Raw genomic sequence first — 14,114 nt, forward strand, 5'->3', positions numbered from 1 at the left:
CAACGGGAATACTCGGCGGCGGTTCGTTGGTTGCGCCCCGACATGACCGCATTTTCGGAGACCCAACGCCAGGAGTTCCTCGCGGATTTACATGTCGGCGTGTTGTCAGTTGCCGCCGGCGACCGCCCGCCGGCCAGCGTCCCGATCTGGTACGGCTACACACCTGGCGGCAACATCCTGATCAGCACCGGGGCGTCGTCACGCAAGGCCAGGCTGATCGAGCAGGCCGGCGCGGTGAGCCTGGTCGTCCAGCGCGAGGAGCCACCGTATCAGTATGTCGTCGTCGAGGGCACTGTCGTCGACACCACCACGCCGACGCCGCTGAACGTGCGCGAGGACATCGCGATCCGGTACCTGGGCGAGGACGGCGGGCGCGCCTTCGTCAAGAGCCTCGAGGGACAACAGAGCGTGCTGTTCACCATTCGCCCCGACCGCTGGATCACCGCCGACTTCTCCGGCGAATTGTAAGGCCGTGTCGGACCTCGGGAGCCGACTCCTTTAGTCATAGTCTGCTTTTCGATGGACCTCGACCGCATCACCAACCCGCTGCGACTGGCCAGGGGCTCGCACCAGCCGGGCTCGGGCAAGGGGTGCGCGATGAACGTGATCTCCTACATCAACGGCGACGAACAGATCACCGATTTTCCCGCTACCTCCGCCCGCCCGCTCGCGTCGTTTGTGCAGTTGTGCAACGACCTGCTGGCCGGTCCCGACGGTTACCTCACCCCGGCCGACAGCCTGCTCGTACTCGACCTCGGTTGGCTGACGGTGGGCACCGCCGACGTCGCCGACGCGGTCATGCACATCTGGGTCACCAAGCTGTTGATCAGCCCGCCGTGGGGCGTCGTTCGATACGCCGCGGGCGCGGCGGCCGAGGCGATCACCGAAATCGCCGAGCTGCATCGGCGACTCGCGCCCGGCGACATGCCACCAATCGCGCAGTGGGACAAGGCCGCTCACGCGGCGCGCGCAGCCGGTGAGACCTCCGAAGGCGCCGAATTGTATGCGGTGCGGGCGGCCTGCCAGTCCACCGCGCTCGTCGAGACCGACGACTGGGACACCCTGGATGCGGTGACCGGTAATGCCCTGCGCGCACACCGGCTGGCGAACGACGATGCCGGGGCCGCGCGGATCGTGGAGGTCACCCGCAACGCGATCCGGTCGTGGCGACGCCTGGCCGGGCTGAGCGTGGTGGGTAACGACCCCATTCCGGTTGCCGGTGTTCGGACCCGCAAGGTGGTGGCCGCCTGATTCGGGGCGTCCCGATTCAGTTCTGCCGGTGACTGTCTCGGCGTAGTCGCATCGTTCGGCTGACCGCCGCGACCGATGCCAGGATGGCCATTATCCCGAGCACGAGCATCGTGACGTCGGATCCTCCGGTGGTCAACAGCAGCGGCAAGCCGAACCCGATGTAGGTGACCGAGTAGAACACCCCGGTCAGCGTTCCCCGGACATGTTGCGGCGCAGCAGCTTCCAGGTCGATCAAACCTTCGCGTAGCGAAAGGCCGGATGCACAGCCAAGGATCAGCAGGAGCGGCAGGCTCATCGCGAGCGTCATGGTGGGCGGAGCGACCGCGATCAGCGCGTAGCTCAGTGCCGCCAGCACGGCGCCGGTGGTGCCGGCGCGCGGTCCCCAGTTGGCCGCACGGGCGATGATCTGGATGACCCCACTCGCGCCGTTGACGGTCAGGGCGGCCAACCCGGCGGCCACCGGCGCGGCCAGCCCGGTGTGGACCCGAGCCGGGATGGTGACGAATCCCAGTGTTGCCGAGGCGAATACCCACGGCGCCAGGGGCAGGGCCCAACTCAACGCCCGGGTGATGCCCTGACGCGACGCGGTCTCTTGCGCGGGGCCGCGAGACTCGTCCGCAACGGCTGTCGGTGAGCGCCGCGTGGCCAGGACCGCGACGGTCATCGCGGCCAGGACCAGAACGGCGGCAACGGCGAAGGACATCTGAACGCCGGGCTCACCGGCGCCGGTGATCAGCCCGCCGGCGAATGGTCCGACCGCGAAGCCCACGATCAACACCGCCCCCGCGGTGGCCGCCCCGGCGGGGCCTTTCAGGTCCGACGCCCACGCGGTGCCCGAACTCATCGTCAGACCCACACCGATGCCGACGGTCAACCGTCCGACCGTCAACACGTCGGGCTGCTGAGAGAGCAGCATCGCGACCGTTCCGGCGGCCGCGGTCGCCGAACCGGTCAGAGCCACCGCGCGCCGCCCGAGCGCGTCCGAGGCGCGACCACCCAACAGCAGGCCGGGTAGCAGTCCGACCGCATAGATGCCGAAGATCGCGTCGAGCGTGGCAGTGCTGAGGTGTTGCCGATCGCTGATCGCGGGCATCAGCGCCACGAAATGGTTGGCCACCCATCCGGTCGCCAGCAGGACAGCCAGAACGGCACCGAACTCGACGTTCACCCGAGGTGCGGCCGAGGCCGGTTGCGGCTCGCGCAGCAGGCTGGTCGGCCGGTTCATGGGCTGCCTTTCTGCTTGGAGGTCGCGATCTGACACGACGACGACGCCTGGGAAGTTATTCCCGGTCGAGCGGCGATCGCAACGCATTTAATCCGGTGTCGTCGGCGGGCAGCTCATCGTTCAGCACGGCGTGAGCGAGCAGTTCGCCGAGCAGTGGACCGAATTTCATCAGGTTGGCGCCAACGAATCCGATGACGCGATTCCGGCGGGGTACCCGCCATCCGTCGCCGCCGGCGTCGAGCCACGGGGCCCGCACGGTGACGCAATTCACCTCGGCGACCGGCGACAGCGACGGGAAGAGGTCGCGAACGGTGCCGGCGTCCGGCACCGGTTGGCCGCCACTGTTCCACAGCGGCGATAGGATGCGCACGTGCCGATCGGTGACGCTCTGCCGGCGTTCACGCCGATGCCCGGGAAACCCGCACTCCTGTTGGGCGCGTTCGATATGGCCGACGTGGGCTACGCCGCCGAGGAGTTCTTCGTCTCCGGAACGGCTTCGTCGTACAGCCCGGTCACCGAGCTCGGCCCGGACGGCCGCTGGACCGTCACACCCTCGGACACGGCCGACTTCACCACCCGGATCGTCGTGTTGACACCTGCCGATCGCGCCCGGTTCAACGGGACCGTGCTCGTCGAGTGGCTCAACGTCAGCGGCGGCATCGATGCACCCGCGGTGTGGATGATGGCGCATCGCGAGATGATGCGCGCGGGCTACGGCTACGTGGCGGTGTCTGCCCAACGCGTCGGCGTCGAAGGCGGCGCGAATCTCATGGGCATCGATATGTCACTGAAAAGTCAAGACAAGCAACGATATTCGCCATTGCACCATCCTGGCGACGGCTACTCCTATGACATCTTCTCACTCGCCGGGCAACTCGTCCGAGATGTGTTGAGCGACCTGGAGGTCGAGCACCTCATCGCGGTGGGCGAGTCGCAGTCGGCTTTGTTCCTGACGACCTACATCAACGCCGTCGACCCGCTCGCGCAGGTCTACGAAGGCTTCCTGGTGCACTCGCGATTCGGGCCCGCCGCCCCACTGGACGGCGGTTCGATATTCGGCGCGCTGGAAGATCCCACCTCGCCGGCCATCAGGTTCCGCCCCGATCTACGTGTTCCGGTCTTCACGATCATCACCGAGACCGACCTGTTCGGCGCCCGGCGCCCGGGCTACCACGGCGCGAGACAGCCTGACACCCAACGGCTTCGGGTGTGGGAGATCGCCGGCACGGCACATGCGGACAACTACACGATTCAGGTGGCGCCGATCGACAGCGGGTTCGCGGCGTTGGCCGACATCGTCGCCGCCTATGCGCCGACCGACCTGCTGATGGGTCAGCAACTGGATCACTGCATCAACTTCGCGCCGCAGCACCACTATGTGCTGCAGGCTGCGCTGTCGCAGCTGCGCGACTGGGTGCGCACCGGCTGGCTACCGCCCAGCGGCGCACCCATCGAATTGCAGGACGGTGAGCCAGTTTTCGACGAGCACGGGCTCGCGTTGGGCGGGGTCCGGACGCCGTGGGTCGATGTGCCACTGGCCCGGACCTCTGGCGTCGGGGGCGAGGAGACCACGATGTCGTCGATCTTCGGTTCCGGCGAGCCCTTCGATGCCGCGACCGTGCGTCGGCTCTACCCGGGCGGGGCCGCGGATTATCTGGGGCGCTTCACCGCGTCACTGGACGCGGCGATCCAGGCGGGGTTCATCTTGGTCGCCGATCGCGAGGAGATCGTGCAACTCGCGGCCGCGACGTTTCCCGAACCTCGACGATTAGAGCGGGGCAGCCTCGAGGGTCAGGCTGAACAAGGCCCACGCCATGCAGAACAGGAAGTTCAGCGTGACCAGGACCAGGCCCAGAAATAGCAGCGAGCGAGTGCCGCGCCGCTTCATCCGCTGGACCCGCGCGCTGAATTGTTCACGCTTGAGTCGCGTCGCGATCAACCCGAAATTGAAATCGGCCATCTCGGCGTGAGCGGCCGGCGAACCCGCCAGCATCATCTGGAGCCGATCGGGAGGGGTTGTCACGCCGACCCGTGCGAAGCGCCGACTCAGCCGGCGTGCCTGCCGGCGACCGACGACCTGATTGCGAATCTGCAGCCGCCGCGGTAGATGCCCACGTTCGTGCCCCCAGGGGGTCGACGGGGTCATCACACGCGGGATTCTAATCAGCTTGTGTTCGATATCGGAAGCATCCGGCGCAATTGTCCGTCCACGAACGGCAAACTAGAACGTGTTACAGTTTGGCGGTGAGGAGGTCGAGATGATCGCACCGTCGTCATCCACAATGCCTCAGTCTGACCAAAAGCCCTGTCCCTTAACATCATTCGGGTTCACCCCGGTGGACACGGCGACGACATGACCCGCAAGCGCGTCGTGGTCGCCGGGCTCGGGGACGTCGGCATCCTCGCCGCGATGCGGCTCGCGCGGCACGCCGATGTTGTCGGCATCTCGGTCAAGCCGGGCCTGGTCAGCGGCCAGGAACTCGGCGTCCGGTTGTCCCGACCTCGCGACTGGGCTCGCGACTACTGGATCCCGTTCGACAGATTTCGCCGCCTGGACCGGGTGCGGATCATTCAGGGCGCCCTGACCGGCGTCGACCTGGCCGCCAAGACCGTCTCCGGCCGGCTCGACGACGGCTCGACGTTCACCGAGGGCTACGACGCGCTGGTCGTCTCCACCGGGGTCAGCAACGGCTTCTGGCGTCGGCCGACCCTGCAATCGGCCGCTGACATCGGCGGCGATCTCGGTGCCGCACATGGCCGATTGGCCGCCGTCCGGTCGGTGATCGTCGTGGGCGGCGGAGCGGCAGCGGTCAGCAGTGCCGCCAACATGGCAACCACCTGGCCGGACAAGCGAATCGACCTGTACTTCCCCGGCGAGCGGGCCCTCGTCGGCTATCACCCGAAGACCTGGCAGCGGATCAGCGGCCGGCTGCGCGACCTCGGGGTGGGCCTGCACCCGGGGCATCGCGCCGCGGTCGAGGACGGCTTCGCGGGTGACGAGATCACCAGCGGTCCCGTGCAATGGACCACCGGACAACCCCCGGCGACCGCCGAGGCCGTGCTCTGGGCCGTAGGGCGGGTACAACCCAACACCGATTGGCTACCCGCCGACGTGCTGGACGAGCACGGCTTCGTGCGCGTGACGCCTGAGCTCGAGGTGCCCGGCCATCCGGGCGTGTTCGCGGCCGGTGACGTCGCGGCGACCGACCCGCTGCGCAGTTCCGCGCGCAACCGCGGAGATGCCTTGGTGGCCAGAAACATTCGCGCTCAGTTCGACGGCAAGCCGTTGCGCAGCTACAAAGCCCCGGGCCGACGCTGGGGTTCGTTGCTGGGGATACAGCGCAACGGCCTGGAGGTCTTCCTGCCGACGGGTCAGGCGTTCCGCTTACCGTCGTGGTCGGTGCAACGGATCGTCATGCCGCTGATCGTCCGGCGTGGGATGTACGGCGGGGTCCGGGAAAACCACCCGTCGATCTGACGAGCGTCAGCCCAGCTTGCCGCGCACCCATTGCAACTGCCCGATGCTTTTGGTCCGCACGCTGACGAAGCCGTGGTCCTCGAGGATGTCGCCGATCTCGTCTTCGCTGAACAGATGAGCCCCGCCGGTGGGCAGCTTGATCCCGAGGTCGATCGGCGGGCGCAGCGTCGGCACCATCACCGCCAGGCGTCCGCCGGGCCGCAGTACGCGGGCGATCTCGGCCAGCGTCGCCGCCGGATCGGGAATCAGTTGCAGCACAGCGATCGACACCGCGGCGTCGACGGTCTGGTCGCGCAACGGGAGTCGTTGCGCGTCCGCCCGTAAGAAGCCGACCTGCGATCCGGCCGCGGAGTTTACGGCGCGCGCCAGCATCGGCTCGGAGATGTCGACGCCCAGCGCCAGCCCGTCAGGTCCGACCGCGCGAGCCAGTTGCGCGGTGATCGAACCGGGACCGCAGCCAACGTCGAGGGCGGTGCCGCCCGGCGGGATGCTCAGCCAGTCGATGGGCAGTTGCCACGCCGCGATGAACCGGCGACTCAGCGCCTGAACGTTGTCGTAGAAGAAAGATCCGATGGTCGATGCCCACGCTGCCTGGATGACGCCGGTGTTCTTGGCGACGTCGTCATCTTCCGGCGTGTTGAGCAGGTCGAGGTAGCCCTTGCTGACATCCGGTTCCGCCGGTGGGTCGGTGAGTAGGTCCAGCGCCTTACGAAGCGCGGGCGGCAACATCGTGCTCAGATCGGTCATCTGTGTTCCTTCGACGAAATACGTTGTTCTGCAATTGTTTACGATGCCCACACCGTGACGCGTAGTGGAGTGGCCCGGTGCTGGAAGCCTACGCCGAGGGGTCGGATGATTTCACCCGTCGCAGGTCAGGCGACCGGCGGTTGCAGTTCGAGGCGCAGCAGTGCGGCTTTGCGGATGACCCCGTCGGGTGGGGCTGTGGTGCCACCGTCGGTCGTGACGTAGGCGACCCGGCCGGTGTCGCCGGGACGGCGACGCCACGCCGCGCTGGACGGGCCGACGAGGGCTTGGTCGAACGGGTCTCCTGCGATGTGGCGGACCTCGCTGCCGTGCCGGGGTTCGAGTGGCACCCGGTCGATCGTGTTCGCGCGATGCCGGGTGACGTAGGCGAAACCGGCATCTTCGTCGACACAGAAGTCGTCCGCGTTGTCGATCGCGGCGACGAACTCGGGGTGACCCGCCGGCTCCAGCGTCGTCGGGTCGACCGCGACGCGCATGAAAACCTGCTGCGCGGTTGAGGTGTAGAACACGTATCCGCTTTGTGCGCCGAATCGCACACCGTTGACACCTGGCTGCGGCGGCCAGGGCACGCCGCTGTCGGGGTCCATGGCCATCGTGTCGTCAGCCAGCCAGACCCGCGCTGTGGCGGTTCTGCCGCCCGGCCCCACATCGATGCGCCAGAGGAGACCGCCGAAACTGTCGGCAACCAGCATCACACCGGGCCCGATCAAGCAGCTGCCGTTCAGCCCTGTCGCGAGATCGTCGAAGGCATAAATACTTTCGGGCGTCACGGGCTCGCCGGGCGTCCAGCGGGTCAGATCGATGCGCGCCAGATGAGATCGTTGACTGGCGTAGGCGTCGGTGACGCAGACGATGAACACGTCGGGTTCGATCTCGAGGATGCCGGACACCATGTGTTCGAACGTGTGCACCAGCACCGGAGCGACATCGGCGTGCGGTTCCGGGCCAGGGACACACCACAGCTGCTTTTGCAGCACCGCAGTGACCAACACCGAGCCGTCACGGCGCACGGCGAGGTTCTCCAGGAAGTACTTCTCATCGAAATAGGCGACCGGTGTCACCGTGACGTCGGGAATTGCGGGCATTGGCATGACGGATCCTCCTTCGCGTGAATGGTGTTGTCGCCGTGCATCATTGGTCCAGTCCTTGGGCGTTGGCCGGAACGTCGAAGGCCGCCAGCGTCATCGACACCGCGGTGAACCATCCGATCAGGACGGTGACGTCGACGATGCCGGCATCGCCGATCAGGGCCTTGGCGCGTCGATACAGCCCCAGCGGCACGAAACGGGGAGTGACGAGGGTGGCGGCGAGTTCGTACACGATTTGTTGACGCGGATCGTCGAACGTGGCCGGGCGCCCGGCGATCAACGCCTCGACCGTCTCTGGCGCCAGGCCGCCCTGTTGCACGCCGATCTTTTCGTGCTCGTAGTTGGCGTAGGGCGTGGCCCAGCGCCCGGTGGTCAGGTTGGTGACGATCTCGATCTCGGCCTTGGTCAACGTCGAGTCGGTCTGGAAGTAGGCGCCGGTCGGCGCGATCGTCCGGGACAGGCGCGGGTTGGCCAGCCAGATCTTGTGCGGCCCGGGGACCAGTCCGCGTAGCTCGCGGGTGAAGTCGTAGGCGGATCTCATCTCAGCGGGCATGCGGTCAGCTGGAGTCTCGGTGTAGCGACCGAATGTGCCGAAGTCGGACATGTGCCGGCCTCCTTAAGAGAATGATCGTTCACTTTTCCTTCACGCCAGCGTGCATCGGAAGGCGTCCGCCTGTCAATAGCGAACGTTCGTGCTTTTTAGTTAAGCTCTCGACGTGCCCAGGGTTTCAGCGCAATACCGCGACGCGCGACGGGCCCACATTCTGGCCGCCGCTCGACGCTGCTTTGTGCGCGACGGCTTTCACCAGACATCCATGCAGGATCTGGTCCGCGAGGCAGGAATGTCCTCTGGTGCGGTGTATCGGTACTTCGCCAGTAAGGACGAGATGATCGTCGCGATCGCCGAGGAGAATCTGGACCAGATCGTCGCGATCGTCCGAGAGTCGGTCGCCGGAGGCGCCGATCTGGGCGAGGCGCTGGCCGCTGCGCTGGAGTTCGCGAGTAAACGCCACGCCGAGGACGGCTTCGCGGCGATCGCGCTGGTGGTGTGGTCGGAAGCCCTGCGCAACCCGGTGCTGGCGGCCCGGTTACGCGACTCGTTTGACGCGGCAGGTCAAGAGTTGGCCGAGACCGCGCGGGCGTCGTCGAACGGTGTGAAACTCGCCCCTGACGTGCTGGCCACGACTCTGCTCTGCGTGCTGCCCGGCTATCTGCTGCAAGCGGCGATCCGCGGGCCCGACGCGGTCGCGCCGATTCCCGATGGCGTGCGAGCCCTCTTCCCATCGGGCCGGTGAATGCTGATAGGCGACGCTAGTCTCAGACGGTGACGACATCCTGGTCGCCGAGCAGACTCGGTAACTTGACCGGCAAGCGCATCATCGTGACCGGAGCGACCAACGGGGTGGGGTTGGGCACCGCACGTCTGCTTGCCCACGCGGGTGCACACGTGATCTTGGCCGTCCGCAACACGGAGTTGGGCGCCAAGCGGGCTGCCGAGATCGGCGGCTCCACCTCGATCGTCAAACTCGACCTCGCCGATCTGGCATCAGTACGCGCATTCCCTGACCTCCTCGACGGCGACGTCGACATCCTGATCAACAATGCCGGGGGACTCAGTCAGCGTCGAACCGAAACCGTCGATGGCTTCGAAATGACCATCGGCACAAACTTTTTGGGCCCGTTCGCGCTGACCAATCTGCTGTTGGGACGCATCCGCTCGCAGATCATCAACGTCGGATCCGACGCCCACAAATCGGCGACGCTGCGGCTCGACGACATGCATCTGCGATCGAACCGGTGGGCCGCCTATCCCGCGTATGCGCGTTCCAAACTTGCGGTGATGCTGTGGGGCCTCGAGCTGGATCGCCGGCTGCGGGCCGCGAAATCCCCAATCTCCACCCAACTCACGCATCCGGGCTGGGTCTCGTCGAATCTCTCCAACGTGTCGAGCACGCCGCTGATGGGCGGGTTTCACCGGGCGGTGACGACGTTGGCCGGCAGGTTCGGCAACGACATCGAAGAGGGCGCCGCGCCCACGCTGTACTGCATCAGCGAGCCGATTCCGCCCGGCAGTTATGTCGGTGTCGACGGCCGCTTCGGGCTGAAAGGCGGCCCCGTGCTGATCGGACGGTCGCCATTGGCCTGCGATTATGACACCGCCGCAAGGGTTGTCGAGTTCGGCGAGCGAGAGACCGGGACAACGTTGACGGTGTAGTCGGCTACACCGGTGTGGCGAGAATCGCCACCGCATCGCCGCCGACTGAAACGCCCGCGGATCCGATGCGCTCGAGCAACCGCGCGCGCAACTGCGCTGCTTTGTCTTCGGCGAGTATCAGTTGGTTGGAGAACGTGAAGGCGATATCGACCCACTGCTGTGCGGTGTAGTGCACGTCGTGCGGATAGCGCCGCTGGGTGACGGTGAAGCCCGCGTCAGCGATCAGCTCGACGACCTCGTCGGGATTGCCGTCGCCCCTGTGGGTTTCGACGTCCATGTAGTCCCGGTAGATCGACTCGAATTCGGCACGGGTCGGGTTGGTGGGTCGCAGCCGATTCCAGATCAGCGCCAATCGTCCGCCGTCGTTGAGGATTTCGCTGATCTTCGGCAGTGCTGCGGCCGGATCGACCCAGTGGAAGGATGCGGCGAACACGACCCGATCGAACTGGCGGCCCGCGGGCTCCCACTCCTCGAATGTCGCGATCTCGACCGGGATGCCCTTGGCTTGGGCGACCGCGGCCATGCGGGCATCGGGCTCGACCGCAAGCAGGTCGGCGCCTCGCTCGATGAGCTGCATCGAGGCGATGCCGGTGCCGGCACCCACCTCGAGGACACGGTGAGCTTCGGAAGCCAACACGTCGTCGATCAACTGGTCGGGGTAACGCGGGCGGAAGGCGTCGTAATTGTGGGCCGCGCTGCCAAATGAGTTGGCGCGCTGGCGATTAGTGAACAGGTTCAGTCGCGCTGGCATGTCACCGAGCCTAGTGACGTCAGTTGTGACCCAGCTGTGAAGCTGTGGTGGCGCCGCGCCGATTCACCAACGGCTCACGTGGTCGATCGCAAGCGTGAACGACGACTACGACTGGAACGGGAGGTATTTCCACCAGCTGCCGCCGGGCTGCGTACCCCTTCGGCGAAGATTTGCGCGCCGAGTTCTATTTGCGCGCGAATCTCGCGCTCAGAAGTGCCGAACCAACGTGGACCGACGGTCGCGGTGAAGATCGTGAAATTAGCGAGCAGTTCGGCCAGAGTAGCTGGGTCGACGTGCGGGGAGACTTGGCCGAGATGCTGGTAATGGGCAACGCCCTCGGCGATCACCGACACACGTTGATCGTGATTCGGACGCATGACGCGAAGGGAGAAGGCGGGGTCAGATAGGGCACGCCCGGCGATGTCCCAGCCCGGCACCGTGCCATTTTGCTGGTGGACCGTAAGGCGCGTCAAAAACAGCTGCCGGACGAATTCGACGAATTCGTCCGGCAGGGACTCCAAGACTTTGTCCTCTGCTTCGGTCACACCTTCCGCGATCTGACGCGAGACAACTTGTTCGAAGATGCCTTGCTTGTCACGAAAATAGTGAAAGAGCATCGACTCCGAGCAGCCGGCGCGTCGAGCGATTTCCTTCGTCACTGCCGCGTCAAAGCCCTGTTCGGCAAATACTTCAGCCGCCGCCTCCACGAGGGCGCGCTGTTTGCCGTCCTTATCTCGGACACGCTTGGCGCGGCTTGTGGCCATTGGGACACAGTAACGCGACGGCGCAGCCTGCGGCCGTAACGCGGCTCCCCTACGTTCGCCGGGCCGATCCGTATCAAGTGACGCTTGACATCATTCTCGCGACGTCGTTAAATGCGTCGACAATGAAGATGAATGCGGCGGTGGTGTGGGACATCCACCAAGAGTGGAGCGTCGAAGAGATCGACCTCGACGGCCCACAAGAAGGCGAAGTGCTCATTTCCTTCGAGGCGACCGGGCTCTGCCATTCCGATCACCACGTCCGCGAGGGAGACCTTCCTCTGGCGCTCCCGTTGGTCGGCGGGCACGAGGGAGCCGGCATCGTTCAAGAGGTCGGACCCGGCGTGCGGAACCTGAACGTCGGCGATCATGTGGTGGGCTTGTTCCTGCCGGCGTGCGGTCGTTGTCGTTGGTGCTCGACCGGTCACCAAAATCTCTGTGACCTCGGTGCTCAAATGGCGACCGGCGAGCAATTGGACGGCGGTTTCCGCCGTCACGCCAAGGGCCGTGACATCGGTGCGCTGGCCTGGCTGGGCGCCTTTGCGCAATACGGAACGGTGCCGGAGGCGTCGGTGGTCAAGATCGACGAGGACATCCCGTTGAGCCGGGCCTGTCTTGTCGGCTGCGGCGTGACCACCGGCTGGGGCTCGGCGGTGAACACCGCGGGAGTCAGACCGGGTGACACCGTCGTGGTGATCGGATGCGGCGGTATCGGCAGTGGCGCGATCCAGGGTGCGCGCTTGGCCGGGGCCGAGAAGATCATCGCCGTGGACATCGCAGAGTCGAAGCGCGACATCGTTTCTCAGTTCGGCGCCACTCACTTCGCCACGTCGATGCCCGAGGCGACGGCGCTGGTCGCGGACGCGACTCGCGGAGTGATGGCCGACTCCGCGATTGTGACCGTCGGACTGGTGGAAGCCCCGATGATTGTCGACGCGCTCAACATCGTCAGCAAGAACGGCGCTGTTGTGATCACCGCGCTGGGCTCGATGCTCGACATGACGGCGACGCTGCCGATGTCGATGGTCGCGATGGTGACGCTCTTTCAGAAGCGACTGCTGGGAAGCCTTTACGGCGAAGCCAATCCGCGTTCCGACATCCCGCGTCTGCTCAGCCTTTATCGAGAGGGCAAGCTGCTACTGGATGAAACGGTCACCACCGAATACAAGCTCGCCGATATCAACGACGCCTACGACGATATGCTCGCGGGCCGGAACATTCGCGGCGTGATCATCCACGAGCATTGAGCGGCAACGAAAGTGACGCCTAATCCAGCGTGACCCGCGGTCCGGGCGTGAACACCACCGGAATCTCACGGAACCCGCGAGTCACGGAATTTCCGTGAAAGACCGACTCGGCATCTGATGCCGTGTAATCGGGCATGCGGCTAAGCACTTGCTCCACACCGATACGGAACTCAAGCCGGGCGAGGTTCGACCCCAGGCAGCGGTGGACACCGGCGCCGAATCCAAGATGGCGGTTGGTTTCACGGTCGAGGATGCACTTGTCTGCATCCGGGAACTCGCGACTGTCGCGGTTGCCCGAGGCGTAGTTGACCACCACCGATTCGCCCGGGCAAAGCCTCTGGCCGCCGAGCTCGACTTCCTTGGTCACCGTGCGGGGGATGCCGTGTATGGATCCGGCGAATCGAATGAACTCCTCGATCGCGGTCGGCATGATCTCGGGTTGGCGGATCAATCGGTCGCGTTCCGCGGGATGCGTCCCGAGGTAGTGCAACGCGAATGACATTGCGCTGGCGGTGGTTTCCAAGCCGGCTTGAACCAGCAGCATGGCATTCGACACGACGCTCAGGAATTCCAGCTTGGTACCGTCGATTTCGGCTGACAGCAGCACGTCGATCAAGTCGTCTTTTGGGCCCTCCTTCATCCGGGTCGTGACAGCGTTGGTGATGTGCTCGAAGAGCCCGCCCCACGCCGTCATGCGGATCTCTTCGGTGGCCCCGTTGAGCGCGGTGTCCGTCAACTCGATGCACAGGAGGACATCACCGACCGGCATGCCCAGGACGTACTTGAAGAAGACGATGCCGGGTTGTTGCCATGCGACCATCGCCAGATCGCCGCGACCATCCTCGATGAAGGTGTCGATCAGAGCGTCGGTCTCGGCCCGGATCTGCGGTTGCAGCTGCTTCATCCTGCCGGGGGAGAAGTAGGGGTTGAGCACTTTCCGTAACTGCTGTTGTCGCGGAGGATCGAGGGCGATCACGACATCCCCGGGGAGTTGCTGCGCAGCGTCTCCAGAAGGACTGCTGGAGAAGGTTTCCCAATTTCGTAGCACCTCGTAGCACTCGTCGTAGCGCAGTGCGACCCAGGCGCCGTCATCGCGTGCGACGAGGAACGGAAAGTCGGTGTGCGCGACAGCCGCTTTGTCGCGCATGTGCGAATACACCTCGTACAAGAACTCCGGATCGTTGAAGTCCTCATGGCGGAGATCGAAGTTCTCGGCGTGGTCCTCGAGTGACTTGGGCACTGGCGCGTCGTCCTTCTCTCGATGCGACCACCACATCGGCGTCGCGGCTTCGATGCGCGGTCTTCCTGCTGCGCGTCGGGCTCTGGCCGAAAG

The 14,114-nt window shown here is 65.5% G+C and carries 14 protein-coding genes and 2 pseudogenes; 7 read left to right on the forward strand and 9 right to left on the reverse strand.

Annotated features, from left to right (window positions below; genetic code table 11):
• The first annotated feature begins 42 nt into the window (after nt 1–42).
• A complete protein-coding gene (locus G6N27_RS16785; RefSeq protein WP_163777887.1) occupies nt 43–468 on the forward strand; it encodes a pyridoxamine 5'-phosphate oxidase family protein in 426 nt (141 codons plus the stop codon).
• 51 nt (nt 469–519) lie between these two features.
• Nucleotides 520–1,251 (forward strand): hypothetical protein, encoded by a 732-nt coding sequence (locus G6N27_RS16790; protein WP_163777890.1) that lies wholly within the window; start codon nt 520–522, stop codon nt 1,249–1,251.
• 16 nt (nt 1,252–1,267) lie between these two features.
• Here the strand turns inward: G6N27_RS16790 and G6N27_RS16795 are convergent, their stop codons facing one another.
• Complete coding sequence (locus G6N27_RS16795) at nt 1,268–2,476, reverse strand: MFS transporter (protein ID WP_163777892.1); 1,209 nt, start codon at nt 2,474–2,476, stop codon at nt 1,268–1,270.
• A gap of 55 nt (nt 2,477–2,531) precedes the next feature.
• Nucleotides 2,532–2,831: pseudogene (locus G6N27_RS16800) on the reverse strand (hypothetical protein); the annotation flags it as partial.
• Nucleotides 2,832–2,882: 51 nt separating this feature from the next.
• Between G6N27_RS16800 and G6N27_RS16805 the strand changes: the two are divergent.
• Nucleotides 2,883–4,232, forward strand: a pseudogene (locus tag G6N27_RS16805) (alpha/beta hydrolase domain-containing protein); the annotation flags it as partial.
• Nucleotides 4,233–4,244: 12 nt separating this feature from the next.
• On the opposite strand, the gene G6N27_RS25365 reads toward G6N27_RS16805, so the two are convergent.
• Nucleotides 4,245–4,622: a hypothetical protein gene (locus tag G6N27_RS25365; protein WP_232065117.1), complete on the reverse strand. Its 378-nt coding sequence runs from the start codon at nt 4,620–4,622 to the stop codon at nt 4,245–4,247.
• Nucleotides 4,623–4,829: 207 nt separating this feature from the next.
• Here G6N27_RS25365 and G6N27_RS16815 point away from each other — a divergent pair, with 207 nt between their 5' ends.
• A complete protein-coding gene (locus G6N27_RS16815) occupies nt 4,830–5,954 on the forward strand; it encodes an FAD-dependent oxidoreductase (protein WP_163777894.1) in 1,125 nt (374 codons plus the stop codon).
• Between the two features lie 6 nt (nt 5,955–5,960).
• On the opposite strand, the gene G6N27_RS16820 is transcribed toward G6N27_RS16815, so the two are convergent.
• The 3 genes from G6N27_RS16820 to G6N27_RS16830 form a co-directional block, all read right to left on the reverse strand.
• Nucleotides 5,961–6,701: a methyltransferase domain-containing protein gene (locus G6N27_RS16820; RefSeq protein ID WP_163777896.1), complete on the reverse strand. Its 741-nt coding sequence runs from the start codon at nt 6,699–6,701 to the stop codon at nt 5,961–5,963.
• A gap of 125 nt (nt 6,702–6,826) precedes the next feature.
• Nucleotides 6,827–7,810 (reverse strand): SMP-30/gluconolactonase/LRE family protein, encoded by a 984-nt coding sequence (locus tag G6N27_RS16825; protein WP_163777897.1) that lies wholly within the window; start codon nt 7,808–7,810, stop codon nt 6,827–6,829.
• Nucleotides 7,811–7,850: 40 nt separating this feature from the next.
• Nucleotides 7,851–8,411 (reverse strand): carboxymuconolactone decarboxylase family protein, encoded by a 561-nt coding sequence (locus G6N27_RS16830; RefSeq protein ID WP_163777899.1) that lies wholly within the window; start codon nt 8,409–8,411, stop codon nt 7,851–7,853.
• A gap of 112 nt (nt 8,412–8,523) precedes the next feature.
• On the opposite strand from G6N27_RS16830, the gene G6N27_RS16835 reads away from it, so the two are divergent.
• Together G6N27_RS16835 and G6N27_RS16840 are read left to right on the forward strand one after the other, a co-directional pair.
• Complete coding sequence (locus tag G6N27_RS16835) at nt 8,524–9,102, forward strand: TetR/AcrR family transcriptional regulator (protein WP_163777901.1); 579 nt, start codon at nt 8,524–8,526, stop codon at nt 9,100–9,102.
• Between the two features lie 29 nt (nt 9,103–9,131).
• Nucleotides 9,132–10,022: an SDR family NAD(P)-dependent oxidoreductase gene (locus G6N27_RS16840; RefSeq protein ID WP_163777903.1), complete on the forward strand. Its 891-nt coding sequence runs from the start codon at nt 9,132–9,134 to the stop codon at nt 10,020–10,022.
• A gap of 4 nt (nt 10,023–10,026) precedes the next feature.
• On the opposite strand, the gene G6N27_RS16845 is transcribed toward G6N27_RS16840, so the two are convergent.
• Nucleotides 10,027–10,773: a class I SAM-dependent methyltransferase gene (locus G6N27_RS16845; RefSeq protein ID WP_163777907.1), complete on the reverse strand. Its 747-nt coding sequence runs from the start codon at nt 10,771–10,773 to the stop codon at nt 10,027–10,029.
• A gap of 74 nt (nt 10,774–10,847) precedes the next feature.
• A complete protein-coding gene (locus G6N27_RS16850; protein WP_163777910.1) occupies nt 10,848–11,537 on the reverse strand; it encodes a TetR/AcrR family transcriptional regulator in 690 nt (229 codons plus the stop codon).
• Between the two features lie 122 nt (nt 11,538–11,659).
• On the opposite strand from G6N27_RS16850, the gene G6N27_RS16855 reads away from it, so the two are divergent.
• Entirely contained in the window at nt 11,660–12,781 is a 1,122-nt protein-coding gene (locus tag G6N27_RS16855) for an NDMA-dependent alcohol dehydrogenase (protein WP_163777913.1), read from the forward strand.
• A 19-nt stretch (nt 12,782–12,800) separates the two neighbouring features.
• Here G6N27_RS16855 and G6N27_RS16860 read toward each other — a convergent pair whose 3' ends face one another.
• Complete coding sequence (locus G6N27_RS16860; protein ID WP_163777916.1) at nt 12,801–14,021, reverse strand: cytochrome P450; 1,221 nt, start codon at nt 14,019–14,021, stop codon at nt 12,801–12,803.
• Nucleotides 14,022–14,114 lie beyond the last annotated feature (93 nt).

The organism is Mycobacterium cookii, assembly GCF_010727945.1.
GTDB lineage: Bacteria > Actinomycetota > Actinomycetes > Mycobacteriales > Mycobacteriaceae > Mycobacterium > Mycobacterium cookii.

Excerpts from the sequence above, each read along its gene's own strand:
- G6N27_RS16850 (WP_163777910.1), bottom strand. The coding sequence starts at position 11,537 with ATGGCCACAAGCCGCGCCAAGCGTGTCCGAGATAAGGACGGCAAACAG.
- G6N27_RS16830 (WP_163777899.1), bottom strand. The coding sequence starts at position 8,411 with ATGTCCGACTTCGGCACATTCGGTCGCTACACCGAGACTCCAGCTGAC.
- G6N27_RS25365 (WP_232065117.1), bottom strand. The coding sequence starts at position 4,622 with ATGACCCCGTCGACCCCCTGGGGGCACGAACGTGGGCATCTACCGCGG.
- G6N27_RS16845 (WP_163777907.1), bottom strand. The coding sequence starts at position 10,773 with ATGCCAGCGCGACTGAACCTGTTCACTAATCGCCAGCGCGCCAACTCA.
- G6N27_RS16795 (WP_163777892.1), bottom strand. The coding sequence starts at position 2,476 with ATGAACCGGCCGACCAGCCTGCTGCGCGAGCCGCAACCGGCCTCGGCC.
- G6N27_RS16820 (WP_163777896.1), bottom strand. The coding sequence starts at position 6,701 with ATGACCGATCTGAGCACGATGTTGCCGCCCGCGCTTCGTAAGGCGCTG.
- G6N27_RS16785 (WP_163777887.1), top strand. The coding sequence starts at position 43 with ATGACCGCATTTTCGGAGACCCAACGCCAGGAGTTCCTCGCGGATTTA.
- G6N27_RS16815 (WP_163777894.1), top strand. The coding sequence starts at position 4,830 with ATGACCCGCAAGCGCGTCGTGGTCGCCGGGCTCGGGGACGTCGGCATC.
- G6N27_RS16790 (WP_163777890.1), top strand. The coding sequence starts at position 520 with ATGGACCTCGACCGCATCACCAACCCGCTGCGACTGGCCAGGGGCTCG.
- G6N27_RS16855 (WP_163777913.1), top strand. The coding sequence starts at position 11,660 with ATGAAGATGAATGCGGCGGTGGTGTGGGACATCCACCAAGAGTGGAGC.
- G6N27_RS16825 (WP_163777897.1), bottom strand. The coding sequence starts at position 7,810 with ATGCCAATGCCCGCAATTCCCGACGTCACGGTGACACCGGTCGCCTAT.